20 protein-coding genes are annotated in these 22,549 nt (G+C 71.7%); 10 read left to right on the top strand and 10 right to left on the bottom strand.

Annotation, left to right across the window (positions count from 1 at the left end; all coding sequences use genetic code 11):
- The first annotated feature begins 2 nt into the window (after window positions 1–2).
- From ACZ5DS_RS25815 to ACZ5DS_RS25835, 5 genes are read left to right on the top strand one after another with little or no spacing between them, the layout of a single operon-like run.
- A complete protein-coding gene (locus ACZ5DS_RS25815) occupies window positions 3–290 on the top strand; it encodes a hypothetical protein (RefSeq protein ID WP_468242700.1) in 288 nt (95 codons plus the stop codon).
- The gene (locus ACZ5DS_RS25820; protein WP_468242702.1) at window positions 287–1,795 is read left to right on the top strand and encodes a glutamine synthetase family protein; all 1,509 of its coding nucleotides are present in this window, start codon (window positions 287–289) and stop codon (window positions 1,793–1,795) included. The genes ACZ5DS_RS25815 and ACZ5DS_RS25820 overlap by 4 nt, the downstream gene beginning before the upstream one ends.
- Before the next feature lie 44 nt (window positions 1,796–1,839).
- Window positions 1,840–2,634, top strand: a complete 795-nt coding sequence (locus tag ACZ5DS_RS25825) for a DUF3050 domain-containing protein (RefSeq protein ID WP_468242704.1) — start codon at window positions 1,840–1,842, stop codon at window positions 2,632–2,634.
- A gap of 29 nt (window positions 2,635–2,663) precedes the next feature.
- Window positions 2,664–2,999, top strand: a complete 336-nt coding sequence (locus ACZ5DS_RS25830) for a 4Fe-4S dicluster-binding protein (protein ID WP_468242707.1) — start codon at window positions 2,664–2,666, stop codon at window positions 2,997–2,999.
- Window positions 2,996–4,879, top strand: a complete 1,884-nt coding sequence (locus tag ACZ5DS_RS25835) for a hypothetical protein (RefSeq protein ID WP_468242709.1) — start codon at window positions 2,996–2,998, stop codon at window positions 4,877–4,879. Before ACZ5DS_RS25830 ends, ACZ5DS_RS25835 begins: the two co-directional genes overlap by 4 nt.
- A gap of 69 nt (window positions 4,880–4,948) precedes the next feature.
- Here the strand turns inward: ACZ5DS_RS25835 and ACZ5DS_RS25840 are convergent, their stop codons facing one another.
- From ACZ5DS_RS25840 to ACZ5DS_RS25865, 6 genes are all read right to left on the bottom strand, one after another.
- A complete protein-coding gene (locus ACZ5DS_RS25840) occupies window positions 4,949–5,692 on the bottom strand; it encodes an antibiotic biosynthesis monooxygenase (protein WP_468242711.1) in 744 nt (247 codons plus the stop codon).
- 27 nt (window positions 5,693–5,719) lie between these two features.
- Window positions 5,720–7,225, bottom strand: coding sequence for an FAD-dependent monooxygenase (locus tag ACZ5DS_RS25845; RefSeq protein ID WP_468242714.1), 1,506 nt, complete (start codon window positions 7,223–7,225; stop codon window positions 5,720–5,722).
- A gap of 13 nt (window positions 7,226–7,238) precedes the next feature.
- Window positions 7,239–8,390 carry an FAD-dependent monooxygenase gene (locus ACZ5DS_RS25850; RefSeq protein WP_468242716.1) on the bottom strand — a complete coding sequence of 384 codons (1,152 nt, stop codon included), beginning with the start codon at window positions 8,388–8,390 and terminating at the stop codon, window positions 7,239–7,241.
- Window positions 8,387–9,346, bottom strand: coding sequence for an aromatase/cyclase (locus ACZ5DS_RS25855; RefSeq protein WP_468242719.1), 960 nt, complete (start codon window positions 9,344–9,346; stop codon window positions 8,387–8,389). Before ACZ5DS_RS25855 ends, ACZ5DS_RS25850 begins: the two co-directional genes overlap by 4 nt.
- An 85-nt stretch (window positions 9,347–9,431) precedes the next feature.
- On the bottom strand, window positions 9,432–10,913 hold the full coding sequence (locus ACZ5DS_RS25860; RefSeq protein ID WP_468242721.1) for an FAD-dependent monooxygenase: 1,482 nt from the start codon (window positions 10,911–10,913) through the stop codon (window positions 9,432–9,434).
- A 73-nt stretch (window positions 10,914–10,986) separates the two neighbouring features.
- Window positions 10,987–12,015 carry a methyltransferase gene (locus tag ACZ5DS_RS25865; protein ID WP_468242723.1) on the bottom strand — a complete coding sequence of 343 codons (1,029 nt, stop codon included), beginning with the start codon at window positions 12,013–12,015 and terminating at the stop codon, window positions 10,987–10,989.
- 218 nt (window positions 12,016–12,233) lie between these two features.
- Between ACZ5DS_RS25865 and fabG the strand changes: the two genes are divergently transcribed.
- Window positions 12,234–13,019, top strand: coding sequence for a 3-oxoacyl-ACP reductase FabG (gene fabG / locus ACZ5DS_RS25870; protein WP_468242726.1), 786 nt, complete (start codon window positions 12,234–12,236; stop codon window positions 13,017–13,019).
- Window positions 13,020–13,053: 34 nt separating this feature from the next.
- The gene (locus ACZ5DS_RS25875; RefSeq protein WP_468242729.1) at window positions 13,054–13,671 is read left to right on the top strand and encodes a mycothiol-dependent nitroreductase Rv2466c family protein; all 618 of its coding nucleotides are present in this window, start codon (window positions 13,054–13,056) and stop codon (window positions 13,669–13,671) included.
- Between the two features lie 16 nt (window positions 13,672–13,687).
- On the opposite strand, the gene ACZ5DS_RS25880 is transcribed toward ACZ5DS_RS25875, so the two are convergent.
- The 3 genes from ACZ5DS_RS25880 to ACZ5DS_RS25890 all read right to left on the bottom strand — a co-directional run bounded on the left by ACZ5DS_RS25880 (window position 13,688) and on the right by ACZ5DS_RS25890 (window position 15,702).
- Window positions 13,688–14,566 carry an NmrA/HSCARG family protein gene (locus tag ACZ5DS_RS25880; protein ID WP_468242731.1) on the bottom strand — a complete coding sequence of 293 codons (879 nt, stop codon included), beginning with the start codon at window positions 14,564–14,566 and terminating at the stop codon, window positions 13,688–13,690.
- 63 nt (window positions 14,567–14,629) lie between these two features.
- Window positions 14,630–14,899, bottom strand: coding sequence for an acyl carrier protein (locus ACZ5DS_RS25885; RefSeq protein WP_468242733.1), 270 nt, complete (start codon window positions 14,897–14,899; stop codon window positions 14,630–14,632).
- A 74-nt stretch (window positions 14,900–14,973) separates the two neighbouring features.
- Window positions 14,974–15,702 carry an SDR family oxidoreductase gene (locus ACZ5DS_RS25890; RefSeq protein WP_468242736.1) on the bottom strand — a complete coding sequence of 243 codons (729 nt, stop codon included), beginning with the start codon at window positions 15,700–15,702 and terminating at the stop codon, window positions 14,974–14,976.
- 264 nt (window positions 15,703–15,966) lie between these two features.
- Between ACZ5DS_RS25890 and ACZ5DS_RS25895 the strand changes: the two genes are divergently transcribed.
- The 3 genes from ACZ5DS_RS25895 (at window position 15,967) to hemG (ending at window position 20,545) form a co-directional block, all read left to right on the top strand.
- A complete protein-coding gene (locus ACZ5DS_RS25895; RefSeq protein ID WP_468242738.1) occupies window positions 15,967–17,451 on the top strand; it encodes an FAD-dependent monooxygenase in 1,485 nt (494 codons plus the stop codon).
- A gap of 32 nt (window positions 17,452–17,483) precedes the next feature.
- The gene (locus ACZ5DS_RS25900) at window positions 17,484–18,941 is read left to right on the top strand and encodes an FAD-dependent monooxygenase (protein WP_468242741.1); all 1,458 of its coding nucleotides are present in this window, start codon (window positions 17,484–17,486) and stop codon (window positions 18,939–18,941) included.
- A gap of 122 nt (window positions 18,942–19,063) precedes the next feature.
- Complete coding sequence (gene hemG, locus ACZ5DS_RS25905; protein WP_468242743.1) at window positions 19,064–20,545, top strand: protoporphyrinogen oxidase; 1,482 nt, start codon at window positions 19,064–19,066, stop codon at window positions 20,543–20,545.
- 112 nt (window positions 20,546–20,657) lie between these two features.
- Here the strand turns inward: hemG and ACZ5DS_RS25910 are convergent, their stop codons facing one another.
- Window positions 20,658–22,403 carry an FAD-dependent monooxygenase gene (locus ACZ5DS_RS25910; protein WP_468242745.1) on the bottom strand — a complete coding sequence of 582 codons (1,746 nt, stop codon included), beginning with the start codon at window positions 22,401–22,403 and terminating at the stop codon, window positions 20,658–20,660.
- Between the last annotated feature and the right edge of the window lie 146 nt (window positions 22,404–22,549).

The following is a 22,549-nucleotide window of genomic DNA, read 5'->3' on the forward strand; positions in this document are numbered from 1 at the left end:
TCATGCTCACCAGGTCGCGGTTCCTGCACGACGAAGCGAGCGGCACCGTAAGCCCCTCGGTCACCGCCGAGCCGGTGGGCCGGGTCGGCGACGACGACCTCGCCCTCTCGGCCGCCGGACTCCTCGGGACCACCCTCGGCCTCGACCTGCCCGCGCCCCGACTCCCCTCGTCCGCCGAGGGGTTCGCGAGCCGGGCCGGCGACGACCTCGTGCTCTCGGCCGCCGGGCTCCTCGGGACGGCGCTCGGCCTCTCCCTGACACCCCCCGGCCTCACCGTGAAAGGAAAGTGATCACTTTGTCCAGGTCGTGGTCCCTGCAGGGCGACGGGAGCGGCGTCGGACGTCCCTCGTTCGTCGCCGAGTTCGGGCTCTGGGACGACCGGCAGGCCGCCGCGGCCGAGCAGGTCGAACTGCAGCTGGACGAGGTCGATCTCGTCCGGGTCGTCTTCTGTGACCCGCACGGGCTCGCCCGGTCCAAGACGGTGCCCGCGCACGTGTTCCGCTCGGTGCTGCGCAACGGCATGGACTTCAGCGCGGGGCCGTTCCTCTTCGACACCGGCCACGCCGTCGCCGTCGACTTCCTCGCCGACGCCGGTGTGGGGGTCGGCGAACTGCTGGGCGCGGGCGACTTCGTGCTCGTCCCCGACCCGCGCACGTTCCAGGTACTGCCGAGGACCGGGCCGAGGACCGCCTGGGTGCTCGGGAACGAGTACCTCCGCAACGGCACCCCGCACCCGCTCTCCGCCCGTGACGTGCTGCGCCGGGTCTGCACCGAGTACGCCCGGCACGATCTGTCCCCGGTCGTCGGTCTCGAGGTCGAGTGGTACCTCACCCGGCTGACCGGCGGTCCGGTGGGCAACGAGGGCAACGGTTTCGGTCTGCAGGGTCCCGCCCCCGAGGTGGCGGCCGTGAACCCCGGCTACCAGTTCAACCTCGACAGCCACTACGACTCGGTGGCCGATGTCACCGACCCGCTGGCCGCGATGCTCATGAAACTCGGCCTGCCCCTGCGCTCGTTCGAGCACGAGTCGGGTCCCGGACAGCTCGAGACCACCTTCGATCCGATGCTGGCGCTGGACGCCGCCGACGCGATGCTGCTGCTGCGCACCCAGCTCAAGCAGGAGTGCCGGCGGCGCGGCTACCACGCCTCGTTCATGACCCTGCCGCGGCTCGCGAGCTTCGACCCCAGCGGCTGGCACCTGCACCAGTCCGTCACCAGCACGAAGACCGGCCGCAACCTGTTCGCCGACGGCGACGGCCTGCAGGACACCATCTCCGCCGAGGGCGAGGCCTACATCGGGGGCCTGCTCTCCCGTGCGCGGGAGCTCTGCCTGCTGTCCGTGCCGACCGTGAACGGCTACCGGCGCCTGGCCCCGGAGTTCTCGCTCGCGCCGACCTCCGTCGACTGGCGGTTCGAGGACCGCAGCGCCCTGGTCCGGGTGCTCAGCGGCGGCAGTTCGACCCACGTCGAGAACCGGATCGGGGAGCCGTGCGCCAACCCCTATCTCGCCGTCGCCGCCCAACTGCACGCGGGCCTCGAAGGGCTGCTCTCCGGCGTGCCGGCCGGCGACGGCCCCCGTCCGCCCCTGCCGAGGACGCTGCGCGAGGCGCTGGAGGCGTTCCGCACCAGCGACAGCGCCGAATCGCTGCTCGGCACACCGCTCAAGGCCTGCCTGGCGAAGCTGAAGGAGAGCGAGGCCGCCAGGTTCGACGCCTGGTGCGCCGCCGAGCACCCCGAGAGCGTCCCGGCCGGCGTCACCGAATGGGAGCACCGCGAGTACTTCGGCGCCTTCTGATCGTCCCTGCCCGTCAACACCAGCCCGAATCAAGGAGATTAGACATGTCCCGCTACGAATGGGATGGCACCCACCCGGCCATCGAGACGCTCAAGGACGCCATCGAGCCGTCCCGGCAGAAGGTCCTCAGCCACCCGGTCTACCACCAGCTGACCTCCGTGGACGCGGTCGTCACGTTCATGGAGCACCACGTGTTCGCGGTGTGGGACTTCATGTCCCTGCTCAAGTCCCTGCAGCGGCAGCTGACCTGCGTCGAGGTGCCGTGGGTGCCGTCCGCCGCCACCGGAAGCCGCCGGCTCATCAACGACATCGTCCTCGTCGAGGAGAGCGACGAGCTCGGCGACGGTTTCATCAGCCACTTCGAGCTGTACCTCGACGGCATGCGCCAGGCGGGCGCCGACACCTCGCGCATCGACGCCTTCATCGCCCTGATCCGCGAGGGGCGTTCCGTCCCCGCCGCGCTGCGGGAGGCGGGCGTGGCGCAGCCGGTGGCCGAGTTCGTGGGCACGACCTGGGACTTCATCGACCACTCCCCCGTGCACTGCCAGGCCGCGGCGTTCGCCTTCGGCCGCGAGGACCTGATCCCCGACATGTTCGACCAGGTCGCCACGCTCAACGCCGGCCTCGGCTCGCTGTCCACCTTCGTCGACTACCTCAGGCGGCACATCCAGGTGGACGCCGAGGAGCACACGCCGATGGCGATGCAGATGCTCGCCGACCTGTGCGGCGACGACGAGGCCAAGTGGGCCGAGTGCCGGGAGACCATCGACCGCGCCATGGCGGCCAGGGCGCGGCTCTGGGACGGCATCTCGAAGGCGATCACCGAGCACGCCCGCTGACGGGTCATCTTTTGTGAGGAGGGCACACCTTGTCGAGGGTCAAAGACACTCCGTCCGTAGCCGCCGCCGGACGCACCGAGCGGATCGCGCGGCGGGACCGCGACGAGAACTGGAAGAAGCCACCGCGTCGCATCGAGACGTCGGAGTGCATCACGTGTGACACGTGTCTGCGCAACTGCCCGCCCGAGTTCGGGGCGATCTTCGACGACGGGCTCAACGTCGTGATCGTGCCCGAACTCTGCTCCGGCTGCCCGATGTGCGTGATGGTCTGCCCGGTCGACTGCATCTACGTGGACGAGGAGTGGAGCGCCACCGAGGCCCGTATGTGGGACCACATCGATCTGACAGTCAGGGGAACCGCATGACCTTCCCCACCGAGCGGGACACCTCGCTCCCGCGCCGGGCCGCCCTGGCGAAGGCACGGCAGAGCCGCAGGCCCAGCAGGCTCGGCCGGCCTGCCGGTGCCGCGGGCGAGCCCGACTACCTGATGGCGGCGGACGCCGGGTTCCCGAGCCTGCTCAGGGAGACCTGGCGGCAGGCGGCCGCCGCCCCGGACCTGGCCACCGCCGTGGACACGCTGCTCACGCTCGCCGGGCACGTCCCGGCGGACATCCAGCTGCGGGCCCTGCCCGTCGAGGACGAGACCGCGCTGAAGGTCCTGGTCGGCAGGTCCTGGCGGGACGACGGCCGGGGTACCGCCCCGGCCGTCGGCACCACCACCGCGTTTCTCGGCGAGATCGGGCTGGACACGAGCGGCCGGGTCCTCGTCCGGGTCCCGTCGAAGGGCCCGCTCGGCGGCGCGGCCGACCTGGCCGACGGCGTCCTGCGGGTGCCGTGGTCGGCCGGTGACCTCGCGGACTACCAGGTCGAACTCGCCCTGGCCGCCGAGCGGTTGCGGGAGTCGACCGAGGACTGCCGCCGGTGGCTGCTGGAGGCCGGCGCCGACGGCCGCCGTGAGCTGCTCGCGGAGCTGACGGAGGCGGCGATCAGGACCGCGCCGTTCGTCCTCTACGCCGGTGACCGCCAGTACACCAACTTCCGCGACCGGAACACCCTGGCGGGCAAGACGCTGCGGCCGGGGCACCCCGACTGCGCGCTGAGCAGCCTGGCGGCGGTGCCTCTTGAGCTGTGGTCGGACAGCGACGTGCTCCTGGTGGTCTGCCTCACGCTGCTCGTGCGGTCGGCCGGGTACGCCCGGATCGAGGAGGCCAACGGCACCCAGCTCACGCCCGACCATGTGGCGCTCCTGCTCGAGCGGACGCGGACGGCCTACAACGCGGCCTCCGGCGCCCTGCCCCCGGTGCCGGCCCCGGCCTCGCACCGGGTGGCCGCGCTGGTCGAGCTGGCCGAGGCGCTGGCCGTCCGGCGCCGGGAGCTGATGGGGAGCGTTCAGCTGTACCGGGAGATCTACGGCCCGCTGATGCACAAGATCGAGCGGGTCGCCGGTCCGGTCAAGGAGGACGCCGAGCGGCTGGAGGCCGCGCTCTGCGCGCGCCTGCGCGAGCGGCTCCCGGTCACCGGCGGCACCCTCGCCGAGCTGACGGCGTGCCTCGATGCATCGCCGGGCTGGCTGGCCGAGCCGCACGGCGAGTTCGGCTCGGGCCTGGAGTCCCTGGTGTACGAGACCGTGCGGGCGGCGACGGTGGTGTTCGACGCCGACTTCGCGATGAGCCGCGGGATGCGGTCGCTGCCCGCGCTGATCGAGGCGCTGCGCGCGGAGGCGTACGACACGATCGCCGGCTGGGAGATCCCGCACTTCTTCTGCTGTGTCGTACCGTCGCCGGAGTCCAGCCGGCTGTTCGGCGGCTCCGCCGGGCGGCTGGCCGACACCTCGTGGGCCATCTCCTCGCGGATGCAGTACAACTCGTGGCACTTCCTGGTCGGGAACCTGCCGAAGGTTCCCGAGATCGCGGCACGGGACCACTTCGTCCCACCGGTGATCCCGGACCTCGCGTACTACTCCGACCAGCACCACAACGGCCATGTCGCGGCCCGGGTCCGCTTCACCGTGCGCAGTCCGCAGGCGGTGGAGGTGCTGGGCCGGCGGTTCAACGGGTTCATGGACCTGCGGCTGTTGCGCTGCGAGGGGCTGCCGTTCGACGAGCAGGACCTGCTGGCGGCGCACCGGGCCTCCGCGTTCGTCGCGAGGGCGACGAGTCTGGCCGCCACGCTGGTCGCCGGCGGCGTGCACATCGAGGTCACCTCGTTCGACTCCGGGTGGCACTGGGACAAGATCGCCGGCTAGCACCGGGCCATGACTTGGGGCCCCTGGCATCCAGCCAGGGGCCCCTAGTCGTGTGCGCGGTAAGGGAGGTCAGGCCGCCGCGGGCTGTGTGGCGGACCGGGTGTGGACGGGGCGGTAGCTGTTCCAGTCGGCGCTCGTGATCAGCGCGTTCCGCTTGTCCTGGAAGGCGCGGCGGGCGGACGGCCACTCGGCCTCGGCCTGCGTGCGGAAGGCGTCGTAGGACTCCTTGCCGTCCCACTGGGAGTAGACCACGACGAAGTCGCGGTCCGCGCCCACGGTCGCCAGGGTTCCGGCGCCGCCCTCCAGGTTGCGGGAGCGGATGCCGCGCAGCACGGTCTGCGAACGGTAACCGGGCACATCCACCAGCCAGTTGTGCGCGGTGCCCTGCGTGGCGACCAGGGCGCCCTGCTCGGCGGGGTCCACACCGAGGACCTCGATGACCGTGTAGTCGTCGCGGTCCGGCGAGACCTCCGTGACGTCACCCAGCGCGGGGTGCCGCAGGCTGGACTCCACCTCGGTCTGCATCAGGCGGACATAGGTCGTGATCTCCCGGAACACCGGAACGGTGTGGTGCTTGAACTCGCTGTCGTTGTAGCGCGACTCCAGGTCCTGCATGCCCCGCCACTGGATGAAGTTCAAGGTGCCCGGCTTCTCCTGCCCGCGGTGCACGGTGCTGGAGATCCAGCCGGGGAACGCCGCGGTGTCGACGATCTTCGACATCTCCTGGACGAGCGTGTCCACGCGCGCCCAGGCATTGGTCTTGAACAGGTTGAGAACGGTCAGGTGCCCGTCTTCGGGGTTGATGAACGGCATGGTTCCTCCTTGGTGTGGGTCGGGGTTCTAGTGGGTGGCGCGGGGAGCCCCGAACCAGCGGCTCAGGGCGTCCGTCAGGCCGGCCGCCCCGGATCCGCCCGAGCCGGTCCAGGCGATGTAGCCGTCCGGCCGGACCAGCAGAGCCTCGACGTCCGCGAGCGCGCCCTCGGGCCGGGACGCCGTGGTGACGACGTCGATCCGGTCGCTCCACGGCCCGGCGGCGGTGCCCAGCTCGGCGTCGCCGCGCAGGTCGAGGACGAAGCCGCGCCCGCCGTGCAGGAGTCCGTAGGCGGTCGCCGGGCCGGCCGGTCCGCCGGTGAGCTCGAAGTCCGGCAGCCGGCGGCCGAGCAGCGGGTGGTCGCCGGGTCCGGCGTCGTAGGTGATGTCGAAGCCGGTGACCATGCCGACCAGGTGCTTCTGGACGTCCTCGTGGGCCAGCAGTTCGGCGAACACCGCCCGCATCGGCTCCATCTCGGGGCCGCCGAGGTACAGGGTGCGCTGGGACAGGGTGTTGGCCACGATGCGCGCCGCCACGGGGTGCCGCTCGGTGTGGTAGGTGTCGAGCAGCCCCTGAGGGGCGTGGCCGCGGATCTCGGCGGCGAGCTTCCAGCCGAGGTTGACGGCGTCGCCCAGGCCCGCGCTGATGCCCTGCGCACCGATCGGCATGTGGATGTGCGCCGCGTCTCCCGCCAGGAAGACCCGCCCCTTGCGGTACTGGGCGGCCTGGCGGCTGGCGTCGGTGAAGTAGCTGAGCCACACCGGGGTGCCGCCGCTGATGTCGTCACCGGTCACCCGCTTGAAGGCCTCGGCCACCTCCGGGAACGTGGGCGGCTCCGACGTCGGCCGCACCCCGGCGCCCCGCTCGAAGACGACGACGCGCGTGGTGTTCGGACCGACGGGGAGGACGACGACCATGCCGGCGTCGCCGAGCTCGCCGGTGGGGCGGAGCCGCACCTGGACGTCGGTGACGTCGGCCATCAGCATCTCGAGGGTGGCCTCGTAGCCGGGGAAGTCGATGCCGGACAGCCTGCGCACGGCACTGCGCGCGCCGTCGCAGCCCACCACATAGGCGGCGCGCAGGGTGCGCGGGCCGTCGGGGGTGTCCGCGCTCACCTCGACGCCGTCGTCCCCGGCGGTCAGCCCGGTCAGCTCCCAGCCCCGGCGGATCTCGGCGCCGAGCCCGGTGGCCCAGCCGGCCAGGATCGCCTCGGTGAACGCCTGCGGCACCCCGCGCACGCCGAAGTTGCCGCCCGGCACGATGGTGTAGTCGAGGGGCATGCCGCCGAAATGGCCGATCGGGATGACGCCCATGTCGCCGAACCGCTCCAGCAGCCCGCGCTGACCGAACTCCTCCATGGTCCTGGCCGAGAAGCCGAGTGCGCGCGACTGCCGCATCGGCTCGGTGAGCCGTTCCAGTACGACGGCCTCGATGCCCGCCAGGCGTAGTTCGCCCGCGAGCATCAGGCCGGTGGGACCGGCCCCCACGATGATCACGTCCGTGTCGAAGTGCTGCACTGTCTGCCCGCCGTCCATAGGTGTGGGTGTGTCAGAAACGGTGTTCGAGATTGCTCGCCATCGCCGTCAGATGGGCGCGCACCCGGTCGAGGCCGATCAGCTCGGAGAAGAGCGCGCGCAGCGGCTCGCTCTCGGGGCCGCCGTACATCAGCTCTTCCTGGGCCGCGACGTGGTGGAGCACCCGGGCCGCGACGGGATGCCGTACGTCGTGGTAGGTGTCGAGGAGTCCGGGCGCGGCGCGGCCGTGCACGGTCTCGGCGAGTTTCCGGCCGAGGTCGACCGCGTCCTGCAGCCCGGTGTTGAGCGCCTGGCCGCCGACCGGCGGGTGCCAGTGGGCGGCGTCGCCGGCCAGCAGGATCCGTCCGCGCCGATAGGAGTCGGCCTGCCCCTTGGCGTTGTCGAAGGCGTCCAGCCAGACGGGGGTTCCCAAGGAGATGTCCTCTCCGGTCACCCGGTCCCAGGCGTGGACCACCTCCGCGAACGCGGGCGGCCCGGGGCGTGCGGCCGGCGCCGTACCGAACGCGTGCACCATCACCCGGGTGACGCCGTCGCGGGTCGCCGCCACCGCGAAGCCGCCGGCGAGCCGTTCGAACCGGCGGTCGCGGATCCGGAGCCCCGTCAGGTCGGCCCGCAGCAGTTCCTTCGTCGCCGCCGTGGCCGTCACGGGGAACCCGGCCAGCCGTCGTACCGTGCTGTGGGCGCCGTCGCAGCCCACCACGTACTCCGCCCGTATCTGCAGCGGGCCGTCGGGGCCCCGGACCCCGCAGACGACGTGGTCCGGCCGCTCGGTGAGCGCGGTCAGGTCGTGCGCGCGCAGCAGGGTCGCGCCCAGCTCCACGGCGCGCTCGCCGAGGACGGCCTCGGTGCGGTACTGCGGCACCTTCCAGTTGCCCCAGTACGCGCTGTCCGCTCCGGGCAGCCGGGACAGCTCGAACCCCAGCCCGCCGAAGTGCGTCCGGGGCTCGTGGGCGGCCTCGGCGAGCAGCGCGTCGAACCCGCGCTCGTGCAGCAGCTCGGCGGTCCGCGTGGTGAGCTGGCTGGCCCGGGACTCGGTCATCGGTACGGCGAGACGCTCCACGACGATCACCGGGACCCGGGCCCGCCGCAGCTCGCAGGCCAGCAGGAGCCCGACGGGGCCCGCGCCGACGATGACGACCCGTGCCGCCGCCCCGGGCGGGTTCACGGCCGCGTGCGCCCGCCGGCCACGCCCTCGGCGTGGGCCTTCGCCAGGCCCAGGGTGGCCAGGCTGTTGCCGCTCAGGGCGGTGCGGACGAACTCCCGCGCGCTGTGGACCGTCGCGTCCGCGCCGAGCACCTCGGCGATGTTCTCGGTGTTGATCCGCACGGTGTGCCGCGAGGTCACCGACACCCCGCCGCCGTCCCGCTCCTCGATGAGCCAGCGCCCGGTGTGCAGCGTCATCAGCGCGGGCAGGACGATCTGCTTGTACACGATGGCCGTCGAGGGCCGGCACACGCGCACGGACCGCGTGGTGTGGGTGCTGCCGTCCTTGGTGCGGGTGTCCATCTCCAGGATCTGGAGTCCGGGCTCGTCCTCCTCCAGCGACACCCGGGCGACGTGCGGCAGCCGCTCCTGCCAGAGCTGCGCCTCGTTGAGGAAGTCGTAGACGTCCTTGCCGTGTCCGTCGACCGTCACGGTGTCGTCGAAGGTGATGAGCTCGTCGGGGCCGCTCGCTTCGGCGCTCTCCTTCAGCGCCGCCAGCTCCGAGGCGCTGTTGCGGTCGACCGCCTCGCTGATCCAGTCGAGGTCGGCGGGGTCGTCGGTCGCCGCGTGGAAGTCGTGCAGCAGGCGCACCCGGCACGAGGTCGCGGAGACGGGCTCCACCACCCACGCCCCGCCCATGCCGCCGACCGGGTGCTGCGAACGCTCCTGGCGGAACGTCACCGTCAGCAGCTCCGGGGTGTGCACGCGCCGGGAGGTCCAGGTCTTGGCGGCGCCGTTCGCCGTCGCCCAGAGCCGGATCAGCTCCGTGTCGCCGTCCCTCTCGACGACTTCGGCATGCACGGTCGGGGGAAAGACCTCCGGCCATCTGCCTACGTCCGCGATCAGCGCGTACACCAGTTCGGCGGGGGCGGAGACGTCGATCTCGTGTTCCGTTTCACGGACCGCGTTCTCGGTCACGTTTCTCTTCCTTTCGGTGAAGGAGCGCCCCGAACGGGGCGCGGGGCTCTCGCGCGCGCCCGGCCGGGGGATATGACACAGGCTCTTATCGGGGCTCGCCGAACCAGCGCCCCAGCGCGGCCGCGAGATCGCCTCCGCCCGGCGCCGTCCACGCCACGTAGCCGTCGGGACGGAGCAGCACCGACTCGGTCGTGGCGCCGCCCTCCTCCGGTCCGGCGGGGAAGCCGTTCACCCGGACCACGTCGACACGGCCGGCCCAGCCGGAGGCGACTGCGCTCGTGTCTCCCGAGGCGTCGGAGGTGATCAGGACGCCCCGGGCCGGGTGCAGCAGCCGGGCGATCCGGTCGTGGCCGCCGTCGGCGAGCTCCAGCCCGCGGTCGGGCATCCGGGTGCCGAGCAGGGGGTGCGCCGGCCCGTCGAGGTCGCCTCCGCCCAGGTCGTAGCGGATGTCGAAGCCGCTCACCATGCCGGACAGATGCCGGGCCGCCGCAGGGATCGCGACGAGCTCCGCCATGACGGCGCGCAGCGGCTCGACCGACCTGCCGGTGAGGTTCAGCGTCCCCTGCGCGAGCGTGTTGCGCAGGACACGCGCCCCCACCGGGTGCCGTTCGGCGTGGTAGGTGTCGAGCAGGCCCTCGGGGGCCCAGCCCCTGACCGTCGCCGCGAGCTTCCAGCCGAGGTTGAAGGCGTCCTGCACGCCGACGCTCAGCCCCTGTCCGCCGGCGGGGAGGTGGATGTGGGCGGCGTCGCCCGCCAGCAGCACCCGGCCGCGCCGGTACTCGGTGGCCTGGCGGGTGGCGTCCGTGAAGCGGCTCACCCACCGCGCCTCACCGTCGTGGATCGAGTCGCCGGTCAACCGCTGCCAGGCGTCCGCGACCTGGGTGAACGTCACCTCACGGCTCCGGTCCGGTGAGGTGCCGTTCTCGCAGACGATGATGCGGGTGTAGCCCTGCTCCAGCGGCGCCGCCATCACCATGCCGTTCGGCCGCAGCTCGCCGATCGGCCGGGGCTTGATGTCGCAGCCCCGGACGTCCGCCAGGTACATCTCGCGGGTGGCGTCGGCGCCGGCGAACTCGAAGCCCGCCAGGGAGCGGACGGTGCTCCGCCCGCCGTCGCAGCCCACCAGGTAGCGGGCGGAGCACTCCTCGGGTCCTGCCGGGCCCCGCACGGTCACGGTGACGCCGTCCCCGGTGTCGGTCAGGCCGGTGAACTCGTAGCCGCGGCGCAGGGACGCTCCCAGCTCCAGCGCCCGCTTCTCGAGCATCTCCTCGATCTTGTACTGGGGCGCACCCCGCACGCCGAAGTGCGACCCCTCCAGCACCCCGTAGTCGATCGGGATGCCGCCGAAGTGCCCCTGCCGGGTGATCTCGATGTTCTCCAGGCGTTCGAGGATCCCGCGCTGGTGGAACATCTCGGTGGCGCGCGCGGTGAAGCCGATGCCGCGCGACTCCCAGCTCCGCTCGGCCCGCTGCTCGAAGACGACGACATCGGCGCCGCCGAGGCGGAGTTCGGCCGCGAGCGTCAGTCCCGCGGGACCCGCCCCGACGACTATGACATCGGTGTCCATCTCTTTTTCCCGTCCTGAGTGTCCTGAGCTGTCCTGAACCTCGACTTCGGTGGGTGTGGGGGGTTGCCGGGAATCAGACCGGGATCGCCTCGATGATCGAGATCGGCGCGCCGGTGGGGACCGCCCGGGTGACCTTGAAGCCGGCCTTGGCGAACAGCTCGGTGTACTCGGCCAGCGTGCGGTCCTGGGCGCCGAGCATGAGCATCAGCCAGAGGTCGATGGTGTGGCCGAGGTGGCGCTCGTTCTTCTCGGGGAGCGCGTACTCGATGACGAGCAGCTTGCCGTCGGGGTTGATGGCCTCGCGCGCGTTGCGCAGGGCCGTCACGGCGTCCTCCTCGGAGAAGTCGTGGATGATGTGCTTGAACAGGTAGGCGTCACCGCCCGACGGCAGCTTGTCGAGGTAACCGCCGTGCTCGATCGTGAGCCGGTCCGCCACCCCGGCCGACTCGAAGAGCGCGGGCGAGTCCACGGTCGCGACCTCGGAGTCGTACAGCACGCCCTTGACGTCCGGGGCCTGCTTGAGGATGCCCGCCAGCAGGTTGCCGCGGCCGGCGATGACGTCCACGACCGTCTCGAACTGGGAGAAGTCGTAGGCCGCCAGGATCGGGTCGGTCTCCGACTCCGAGAGCTGGCCGAAGGCCTGGAAGAAGACGCCGGCGTACTCCGGGGTCGCGTGGAAGAAGTCCAGGGCGCCCATGCCGCGCAGCTTCGGCAGGTTGGGCTCGCCGGTCTCCACGGTGGTGAGCAGGTGGCCCCACTCCTCCCACAGCAGGGGGTGGCCCATCAGCAGGCCGAAGCCGCGCATCGAGTCCTGCGCGTCGTCGCGGAGCTTGTCGGACAGCGGCGTGTTCTCGTACCGGCCGTCCGCACCGACGGCGAACACCCCGTGTCCGGACAGGGCGCGCAGAATGCGGTGGATCGCCCGGGCGTCGGCTCCGACCCGCTGGGCGATGTCCTCGGCGGACAGCGGTCCGTCGGCGAGCACGTCCGCGATGCCGAGCTTGGCCACGACGAATATCGCCTGGGTGATCACGGCACCCTGGATCAGATCGAGCAGCGCATACGACTCCGACTGGTCGCGAACCTCGGGCAATGCAGACATGGCTTTCCTTTCGCAGCGCCTTTTTCGTGGATTCCAGACGATAGGTCGGCACTTCTCGGACCCGCAACCGCGGAATTCTCAGAATTCCCTCTTCGAACGTTCAACTGGAGAATTCATGCGGTCGAACAGAGCTTTCTCCACCGGCCCTCGACCGGCATTCCGGCCCTTCTTGCCAGGTTGTTTCGGCCCCGCATACACCCGGAGAAGGAGCAAGCGGAATGGCGGACAACGGACAGCAGGTGGCGCTGATCACCGGCGGCACAAGCGGAATCGGCCTGGCGATCGCCGAGCAGCTCGCGAGCCAGGGACTCAGGGTCTTCCTGTGCGCACGCAGCCCCGAAGCCGTCCAGGAGACGGTCGGCAAGCTGCGGGCGAACGGTCACGACGCCGACGGCCTGGCCGCCGACGTCCGCAAGCCGGCGGACGTCGCCCGCCTCGTCGACGCGGCCGTCGAGCGGTACGGGCGGATCGACGTCCTGGTCAACAACGCCGGGCGCAGCGGCGGCGGCACGACCGCGGAGATCGCCGACGAGCTCTGGTACGACGTGATCGACACCAATCTCAACAGCGTCTTCCTGATGACTCGCGCGGTGCTCAAGGCGGGCGGCCTGGTCGAACGCGGCTGGGGCCGGATCATCAACATCGCCTCGACCGGCGGCAAGCAGGGCGTGGTGCTCGGCGCCCCCTACTCGGCGTCCAAGCACGGTGTCGTCGGCTTCACCAAGGCGCTCGGGCTGGAGCTGGCGAAGACGGGGGTCACGGTCAACGCCGTCTGCCCCGGCTATGTGGAGACCCCGATGGCACAGCGGGTGCGGCAGGGGTATGCCGTGCACTTCGACACGAGCGAGGCGGAGATCCTGGAGCGTTTCGAGGCGAAGATCCCGCTCGGCCGCTACTCCACCCCCGAGGAGGTGGCCGGCCTCGTCTCCTACCTGGTCTCCGACGCGGCCGCGCCCGTGACCGCGCAGGCGATCAACGTCTGCGGCGGCCTCGGAAACTACTGATCGCGACCCCACGACAAGGGCAAGGAGGCCGACGTTGCCGCACGACACGCCGATCCCGGTGGACTTCTGGTTCGACCCGACCTGCCCCTGGGCGTGGCTGACCTCCCGCTGGACTCTCGAGGTCGCGCGGCTACGGCCCCTCGAGCTGCGGTGGCACCTCATGAGCCTGACCGTCCTGAACGAGGGGCGCACCGACCTGCCCGAGCGCTGGCACCGGGACCTGGCCCTGCGTCTGGAGCCGGTGCGGGTCTGCGCCGCCGCCGAGCAGCGTTACGGCTCCGAGGTGCTGGGCCGGCTCTACTCCGAACTCGGCACCCGGTTCCATCTCCAGAAGGCGCCCAAGGAGCGGGCCACCTACGAGGCGGCCCTGGCCGCCTCGGGCCTCGACCCCGCCCTGGCCGACGCGGCCGCGTCCGACGCGTTCGACGGCGCGGTGCGCGCCTCGCACAACGACGGCATCGGCCGCGTCGGCACCGAGGTGGGCACCCCGGTCATCGCGGTCGGTGACGTGGCGTTCTTCGGCCCCGTGGTGACACCGACCCCGCGCGGCGAGGCCGCGGTGAAACTCTGGGACGGTTTTCTCGCCCTGGCCGGGACCGACGGGTTCTTCGAACTCAAGCGCACCCGTACCCGCGATCCGCTCTTCACCTAGACACCCGGATGCGGAGTCAGCGTCGCGAGCCGGCCAGAGGGGCGGTCCAGTTGGTGCTCAGCCAGGTCTCCAGGGAGACGAGGTCCGGCCTGCTCCGGCGCAGTTCGGGCAGGTCGGCGTGGTAGCCGTCGCGTTCGAACCAGTCGAACATGTTGGCCAGGTCCGGGCGGGCCGCGCGCAGCGGCTCGATGGGCAGCTGCTGGAAGCGGGTCGGGACGCCGGACACGGCCTCGAACGCCGCGGCCATCTGCGGTCCGGTCAGCTCCTCACCGGCGATCTCGACCACCCGGCCCATCCAGGCGTCGGGGTTCTCGAACGCGTCGGCGGCGAACAGGCCGATGTCGCCGGTCGCGATGAGCTGGACCGGGGTCTCGGGGTCCAGCCACAGGGACAGCACGAGCTCGCCGTCCACCGGCCGCGGGGCGATGTCGAGGAGTATGTCGTGGAACATGACCGGCCGCAGCACCGTCGTCGGCAGGTCGAGCGTCCGCAGGTACTCCTCGATCCGCAGCTTGCTCTCGAAGTGCGGGACCCGGGTGTCCCGGTCCGCGCCGCCGACCGAGCTGTAGACGAAGTGCCGTACGCCGGCCCGTACCGCCGCGTCGGCCACCGCCCTGCCCTGCCGCTCCTCGGCCTCGACCCCGCCCGGGCCGCGGAACGTCTGGACGCTGAACACTCCGTGGACGTCCGTCATCGCCGCCGCCAGCGACGCCTCGTCGTCCAGGTCACCGCGGACGAGTACCGCGCCCGCCTCCTGAAGCGCCCGCGCCTCGGCCTTCAACGGGTCGCGGACCAGGGCGTGCACGGTATGCCCGCGTCGCAGCAGTTCGCGGGCCACCGCCCCGCCCTGCCGGCCGGTACCGCCCAGCACCAGGATCGTTCCTTCAACCGCCACTGTCTGCCTCCGGATCTCTCACGTCTGTCGCGTCTCTTACGTCTCTTGCGATCCCGCGCGGGATCAGGCCGCCGACATCACCTTCAGCTGCAGCAGCGAATTGACGAACTCGACGAGTTCCCGGGCGGTGTTCATCGCCCCGACCTCGTCCTCGCACAGCTCCACGCCGTAGTCCCGCTCGATCCGGCTGTGCGTCTCGAGCAGCGCGAGGGAGTCGTATCCCAGCTCGTCGAACGGCTGGTCGGGCGCCTCCTCGAGCGGCAGCGTGTCCTCGTCCTCGCCGGCGCACTCGCGCATGATGCTCTGGAGGTCGCTGATCGATATCTGCAACAAAGCCAATCACCTCTCTGTGTTCGTGCTGTCGGCGACTTTGTTCCTCATGCGCGCCACCACGTTCTTCGTGCGCGCTACCACGGAACGGGTCCGTCGTCCGCCAGGCACCGGCCCGTGGGTCCGGCCTCGTCCAGCAGGGCGAGCCGGACCGCGATCACCGCTCCCTCGGCGGGTGTCCGGTGACCGCGGTGGTGGTTGATGTCCGTGGCCACCACTCCGGGGAGGGCGGCGTTGACCTTGATCGGGGTCCCGCGCAGCTCTTTCGCGTAGGCGACCGTGATCGCGTTCAGCGCGGTCTTCGAGGACTGGTAGGCGATCATGTCGACCCCGGCCAGCGGGGAATCCGGATGCGCGGTCAGGGTCAGCGACCCGACGTGACTGGACAGGTTGACGACGCGTCCGGCCGGGGACCGGCGCAGCAGCGGCAGCATCGCGTGGGTCACGGTGACCACGCCGAAGACGTTGGTCTCGTAGACCTCCCGCAGGTCGGCGGCGGTCGCCTCACCGGGTGTTCCGGTGAAGCCGCCCGCGACGCCGGCGTTGTTCACCAGGATGTCCAGGCGGCCGTACCGCCGTTCGATCTCGGCGGCGGCCTCGGCCACGCAGGCCGGGTCCGTCACGTCGAGCCGGAGCGGCACCGCCGTGAGACCGTCGCCCGTCAGCGCGTCGGCGGCCTCCTTGCCGCGCACCTCGTCCCGCGCGCCGACGAGGACGACGATCCCCTGCTCAGCGAGCTGCCGTGCGACGGCGAAGCCGATGCCCTTGTTGGCGCCCGTGATGAGCGCGACCTTCTCGACCGGCACGTCTCTCCCTTTCCGCTGCTTTCGAGGGCCGAATTACTCGCACATTCACCGTAGTAAGACCCGAACCCCGGGGACACCTCCTACATTGCCGTGCGAACTCGGCGTTCAACCGTTCGGCGTGTTCAACCGTTCCATATCCGTGTTCAAGCAACGCTGAATCCGCGGTTGAACGCCCGACCGCGCGCTTTATCCGTTCATTGCGGTTGAACACGGCGCTGCGTAGCTTCACGACCGACTATTGCCAAAAACACAGAGGGCCTGAATATGAGAAATACTGACGTGATAGTGGTCGGTGCCGGGCCTGTCGGCCTGATGCTCGCCGGCGAGCTCCGCCTGGGCGGGGTGGACGTGGTCGTCTACGACAAGCTGCCCGCCCCGGCCGGCGAGTCCCGCGCCCTCGGTTTCAACCGGCGGGCCGCCGAGTCCCTGGGACAGCGCGGGCTGCTGCCCCGGCTGGGCGGGTTCCGCTGGGGCCCGATGGGACACTTCGGCGGGGTCCGCTTCGACCTCGGCATGCTCGACGAGGATCACAGCGGAGTGCTGGGCCTGTCCCAGGCCAGGACCGAGGAGGCGCTGACCGGCTGGCTGGCCGAGCTGGGCGTCCCGGTGCGGCGCGGCTACGCGGTGACCGGCCTCAGCGAGACCGCCGACGGCGTCGTGGTGAGCGTCGAAGGACCCGAAGGACCCGGTGAGGAGAGCGCCTCGTATCTGGTCGGCTGCGACGGCGCGGGCAGCACCGTCCGCGCGCTGGCCGGCATCCCCGCGCCCGGCTGGGCGGCCACCCGCGGGATGTACACCGCGGAGATCACCGGCATCGCCCTGCGCCCCCGGCCCATCGGCGAGCGTCTTCCCGGCGGCAGCATGGTGGTGTGCACCCCGCTGGGCGAGGGCCGCCTCCGTATCGTCATCCACGACCCGTCCCTGCCCGCCGACCAGGACCCGGGCGCGCTGACGTTCGCTCAGGTCGCCGACGCGTGGCGGCGGCTCACCGGTGAGTCCATCGACGACGCGCAGCCCCAGTGGCTGTGGGCCTGCGGCAACTCCGCCGCGCTGGCCCAGGAGTACCGGCGCGGGCGGGTGCTCCTGGCGGGCGACGCCGCGCACGAGATCCCGCCGCTGGCCGCGTGGGGGCTCAGCGCCGGACTGCAGGACGCGGTGAACCTCGGCTGGAAGCTGGCGGCGACCGTCCAGGGGTGGGCGCCCGAGGGCCTGCTCGACACCTACCACGCCGAACGCCACCCGGTGGGGCGGGAGTTGATCCGCAACGCCCGGGCGGCGCAGAAGCTCTATCTCGGCGATGCCGCGATGGACCCGGTCCGCGAGGTCGTGGGCGAGCTGCTCGCCCACAAGGACGCGGCGGAGCGGATCGCGGGAATCGTGAGCGGCCTCGGCGTCCGCTACGAGGTGGGCAAGGGCGACCACCCCCTGCTCGGCCTGCGCATGCCGCCCGAGCACGAACTCACCCTGCCCGACGGCACCCGCACCCGCATCGCCGACCTCCTGCACACCGGACACGGCCTCCTCATCACCACCGACACCGAAGCCGCACGCCACGCCCAGGGCCGCACCGACCGCCTCGACATCATCAACGCCACCTGGACCACCACCCCCCAACCCGCCCTCGACACCGTCCTCATACGCCCCGACGGCTACGTCGCCTGGACCTCCCCAGGGACCACCGACGACCTCGCCGAGGCACTCGACCGCTGGTTCGGCACCACCCGCGTCCCCGAGAACGCCGGCCGCTGACCGGCGGCATCGACCGTAGAGGAGCACATGCAATGGCCAGGGATGTGATCGTCGTCGGCGCGGGCCCCGTCGGGCTGATGACGGCGGGTGAACTCAAGCTCCGCGGCGTGGACGTCGTCGTCTACGAGAGGCTTCCCGTCCCGCCGCGCGAGTCGCGCGGCGCGAGCTTCACCAAGCGCACCGCCGAATGCTTCGACCAGCGCGGACTGCTCGGCCGGCTCGGCGCGACCGAGCGCGCCGACAGCCACTTCGGCGGGGTCCCGATCGACCTCGGCATGCTGGCGGAGGACCACTACGGGCACCGGGGCGTCTCCCAGTTCCGCACCGAGCGGATGCTGGAGGACTGGGTGACCGAACTCGGTGTGCCGGTGCTGCGCGGCTACGAGGTGACCGGCCTCCACGAGACCGGCGACGGCGTCGTGGTGAGCGTCGAAGGACACGAAGGACCGGGTGAGGAGAGCGCCTCGTATCTGGTCGGCTGCGACGGCGGACGCAGCTCCGTGCGCAAGCTGGCCGGGATCGGCTTCCCCGGCACCGAGGGCACCCGCGGTTTCCTCACCGCCGACGTCACCGGGATCGAGACCCGTAAGCGGCGCATCGGCGAGAACCTGCCGGGCGGCAGCATGGTCATGGCGATGGACCTGGAGAACGGCGTCACCCGGGTCGTCGTGCACGAGGCCGGAACGCCGCCCCGTGACCGCGACTCCCTCACCTACGCCGATCTCGCCGACGCCTGGCAGCGGCTCACCGGCGAGTCCATCCACCACGGGGAGTGCCGCTGGATCAGCTGCTTCACCGACGCCTCACGGGCCGCCGCCGAGTACCGGCGCGGCCGGGTGTTCCTGGCGGGCGACGCCGCGCACGTGCAGCCCCCGGCCATGGCGCAGGGGCTGAGCGTGGGCGTCCAGGACGCGGTGAACCTCGGCTGGAAGCTGGCGGCGACCGTCAAGGGGTGGGCGCCCGAGGGCCTGCTCGACACTTACCACGGCGAACGCCACCCGATCGGGGAGCAGTTGGCGCGCAACGCCCGCGCGGCGATCGAACTGCGGCTCACCGGCGAGGACATGGACCCGGTCCGCGGCATCATGGCCGAGCTGGTCTCCCACCGGGAGGCCGCCGGGTACCTGGCCGGCCTGCTGAGCAACCTCGGCGTCCGCTACGAGGTGGGCAAGGGCGACCACCCCCTGCTCGGCCTGCGCATGCCGCCCGAGCACGAACTCACCCTGCCCGACGGCACCCGCACCCGCATCGCCGACCTCCTGCACACCGGACACGGCCTCCTCATCACCACCGACGCCACGGCCACGCAGCTCGCCCAAGGCCGCACCGACCGCCTCGACATCGTCAACGCCACCTGGACCACCACCCCCCAACCCGCCCTCGACACCGTCCTCATCCGTCCCGACGGCTACGTCGCCTGGACCTCCCCAGGGACCACCGACGACCTCGCCGAGGCCCTCGACCGCTGGTTCGGCATCGCCCGCCCCTAGAGTCCAGCCGCTCTCGACCGGGGTTCCGGGGCCCCCGGCGACACTGCCAGAGCCCGTCGTGGCGCCGTACACCGGCGCGGCGGCGGGCTCTACGACACCGTAACCATGAAGGAGCTGGTGGAATGGCTGGCAGCGAACGGGAGCAAGCGAGCACGAAGCCCCATGTGGTCATCGTCGGAGGCGGTATCGCGGGACTGGCGGCTGCGTTCTGTCTGCGGAACCAGCCGGTCCGGGTGACGGTCCTGGAGGGATCGTCCCGGATCGGCGGGAAACTGTCGGTCTCCGAGGTGGCCGGTGTCGCGGTCGACGAGGGCGCCGAGTCGCTGTACGCCAACCGTCGCAAGACCACCGGGCTGATCAAGGACGCCGGGCTCGGCGACCGGATCATGTCGGCGGGCGTCACCGCGTCGGCGATCTGGACCCGGGGCGAGATCCGGCACCAGCCCGACCGTCAGTTCATGGGCGTGCCCTGCGACATGGACGACCTCGCCAGGTCCGGCGTGCTGTCCGCCGAGGGGGTCGAGCGGGCACGGCAGGACCTCGTGCTGCCCTCGTTCGACCGGGGCGGCGACGTCTCGGTCGCGGCGTACGTCGGGGGCCGGCTCGGCCAGGAGGTCGTCGACCGCCTCGTCGACCCGTTCCTCGCCGGCGTGTTCTCCGGCCGGGCCGAGGACCTGTCGTTCGAGGCCACGCTGACCCCGCTGGCCATGGCGTCCCGGGACCACAACTCGCTCGCGGACGCGGCGGGTTCGCTGACGCCTCAGCTGCGGGAGGGCGAGAAGCCGCCGCCGGTGAGCGTCGCCACCCTGGAGGGCGGCTTCGGTTCGCTGCCGCCCGTCCTCGTGCGGCAGGTGCTGGCCGCCGCCCCGGACGCGTCCGTGCGCACCGACGCCCCCGTCACGAAGCTCGAGCGTACCGGGGACGGCTGGCGGCTGACCGTGGGACCGGTCACGGGCCCGGAGTACATCGACGCGGACGCCGTCGTCGTCGCCGTCCCGGCCGGCCCTGCGAGCAGCCTGCTCGCCGGGGTGACCGGCACCGGCTCCGCCGTCTCGGCGCTCGCCGAAGTCCCGTACTCCAGCGTGGCGATGGTGACGCTCGCCTACCCCCGCACGGCGTTCCCCGGCGGCGGGCTCTCCGGCCGGGGACACGCCGCCTACCGGGTGCCCGCGGTGGAGGGGAAGGCGGTCAAGGAGGTCACCTTCACGACCGTGAAGTGGCCCCATCTGGCAGGCGAGGTGGAGATCGTCCGCTGCTCGCTGGGGCGGTTCGGCGAGGACCGTCTGCTGGGGCGCGACGACGCCGATCTCGTCGCGCTGGCGACGGCCGAGCTGGCCGAGGCCACGGGGGTGACCGGCGCGCCGGTGGCGACCCGGGTGAGCCGCTGGCACGACGCCCTGCCGCAGTACACGGTCGGGCACCTGGAGCGGGTGCGGCGCATCCGGGAGGCGGTGGCCGCCCAGCCCGGACTCGCGGTGTGCGGCGCGCTGTACGACGGTGTGGGCGTCGGTGTCTGCATGGCCACCGCGCGCAAGGCCGCCGACCAGGTCCTGGCCTGGCTGAAGAAGGACGCCGCGGCGCGCTCGGGAGCGGTCGCTGCCTGAGAGCACACGAAGAAGGGGCCGTGCCCGGTGATCGGGCACGGCCCCTCTTTCGTGCTGTGCAGATTTCCTGTTGTGCGGATTTCCTATTGTGCAGATTTCTTGCTGTGCGGAATCAGCGGTCCAGGATCGCGGCGAACACCTCCGCGAGGACCTGCTCCGCGTCCTCGCGGCCGTCCGTGCTGCGCCAGGCGACATGCTGGTCGGGACGGACCAGGATCGCGCCGGCGTCGCCGATCTCCCGTACGGCCGCCCAGCCCCCGTCCTCGTCGGCGTACTCGGCGCCGATGCGGGCCGTGACGATCCGGACCGAGAACTTCTCCGCCACCCGCGCGGCCGCCTCGCACCACGCCGTCCCCTCCGGACCGGTGAGGAGCGTGAAGTCGGTCCGGCCGGCGAGGTCGAGCGTGGACAGGCGCTGACCGTTCCGGCTGATCCAGGCGTGCGGCAGCCGGTGCCCGGGGCGGGACGTCGGCTGGTGCTCGTTCCGCATCGGGACACGGGCCGGCGGCTCGCTGCCGTCGGGGACGAGTGCGCCGTCCTCGTAGTGGAAGCCGATCTCCATGTCGAACGACTGGCAGCCGCCCCGGTGGGTGTGGAAGATCTCCAGAGCGCGCGCCCGCACGGTGTCGCCGAGCGGGGACGGGTCGAAGTACGCCTCGAGCCGCTGCTTCCGGCGCCCCGCCGGGATGTTGTGGCCGGCGCCGACGGCGTCGATGACGGCCTGGTGGTGGATGGCGGCGGACACCGCCCAGTCGACGTTCTCCCGGCCCACGGGCCGGCGCTCGGCCTCGTAGCTGTCGAGCAGGCTGTCGGGCGCGCGGCCGCCGAGCACCGCGGCCAGCTTCCAGGCGAGGTTGTGCGCGTCCTGGATACCGGTGTTGAGGCCGAGTCCGACGGCGGGCGGCTGGCGGTGTGCGGCGTCACCGGCGATGAGCACGCGGCCGACCCGGTAGCGGTCGGCGAGGTGCGCGTGCACGATCCAGTCCGTCACCTTGTGCACGGTGACCTCCAGGTCGGGTATGCGCAGCAGCTCGCGGATCCTCGGGACGACCGTCTCCGTGTCCCAGCGGCCGGGCGGGCCGGGAGCGAAGTGCAGACCCCACTGCTCGCACCTCTTGCCCCAACTCGGACCCATCTCGATGAGGTTGCTGGAGAGATCGGGGTCCTCCGGGCTGAGGAAGTGGGTGATGAGCGTGCCCTCCTCCCACCACTCGGACAGGTCGGCGGAGAAGTACACGGTCGTGGTGTTGACCAGTCCGGGCGGGCCCTGCATCTCGATGCCGGCCGCGGGCCCGACCATACGGCCGCCGTCCGCACCGATGAGGTACTGCGCCGTGACCGTGGTGATCTCACCGGTCTCGGTGTTCCGTATCTCGGCGACGACGTGGTCGCCCTCGTCGGAGAAGGTGGTCACCTCGTGGTGGAAGAGGATCCGCCCGGGATTGCGGTCCTCCGCGTGGCGGCGCAGGATCGGCTCCAGCCACATCTGCGGCAGCTTGGCGGGCAGGACGGGCCCGGCCGCCGCGTACGTCTCCCGCAGCTCACCGCCGCCGAAGGCGTCCATCTCATGGATCAGGCGCCGGTCCAGCGGCCCGTCGCCCGCGAGCGTGGTCTGCCAGCGCACCTTGCCGAACATCTCCAGCGGCGCCGCCTCCGCGAGCACGTCCTCGGCGATGCCGTGCTGGCGGAAGATCTCCATCGTGCGCTGGTTGAGATAGTGCGCCTTCGGAATCCTGGACGTGTCCGGGTGCCGCTCCACCAGCAGATGATCGACGCCCTGGTCGGACAGGAAGACGGAGGCGGACAGACCGCATCCGCCGCCGCCCACGATCAGGACCGGAACCTCGATTGCTCCCATGTTCGCCCTTCCCACATTGACGGATGCCGTGCCTTCGCAGCCTGGCAAGGGCCCCTGCAGCTCCGGTCAAGAACGAGTGGACCGCGCCCTCACCCGGCAGGTCCCCCCCCTGGCCAGCCGTGGAAGGGGGGGGGAGAGACGTGGGA

This window comes from Streptomyces sp. NPDC031100, from assembly GCF_055570785.1.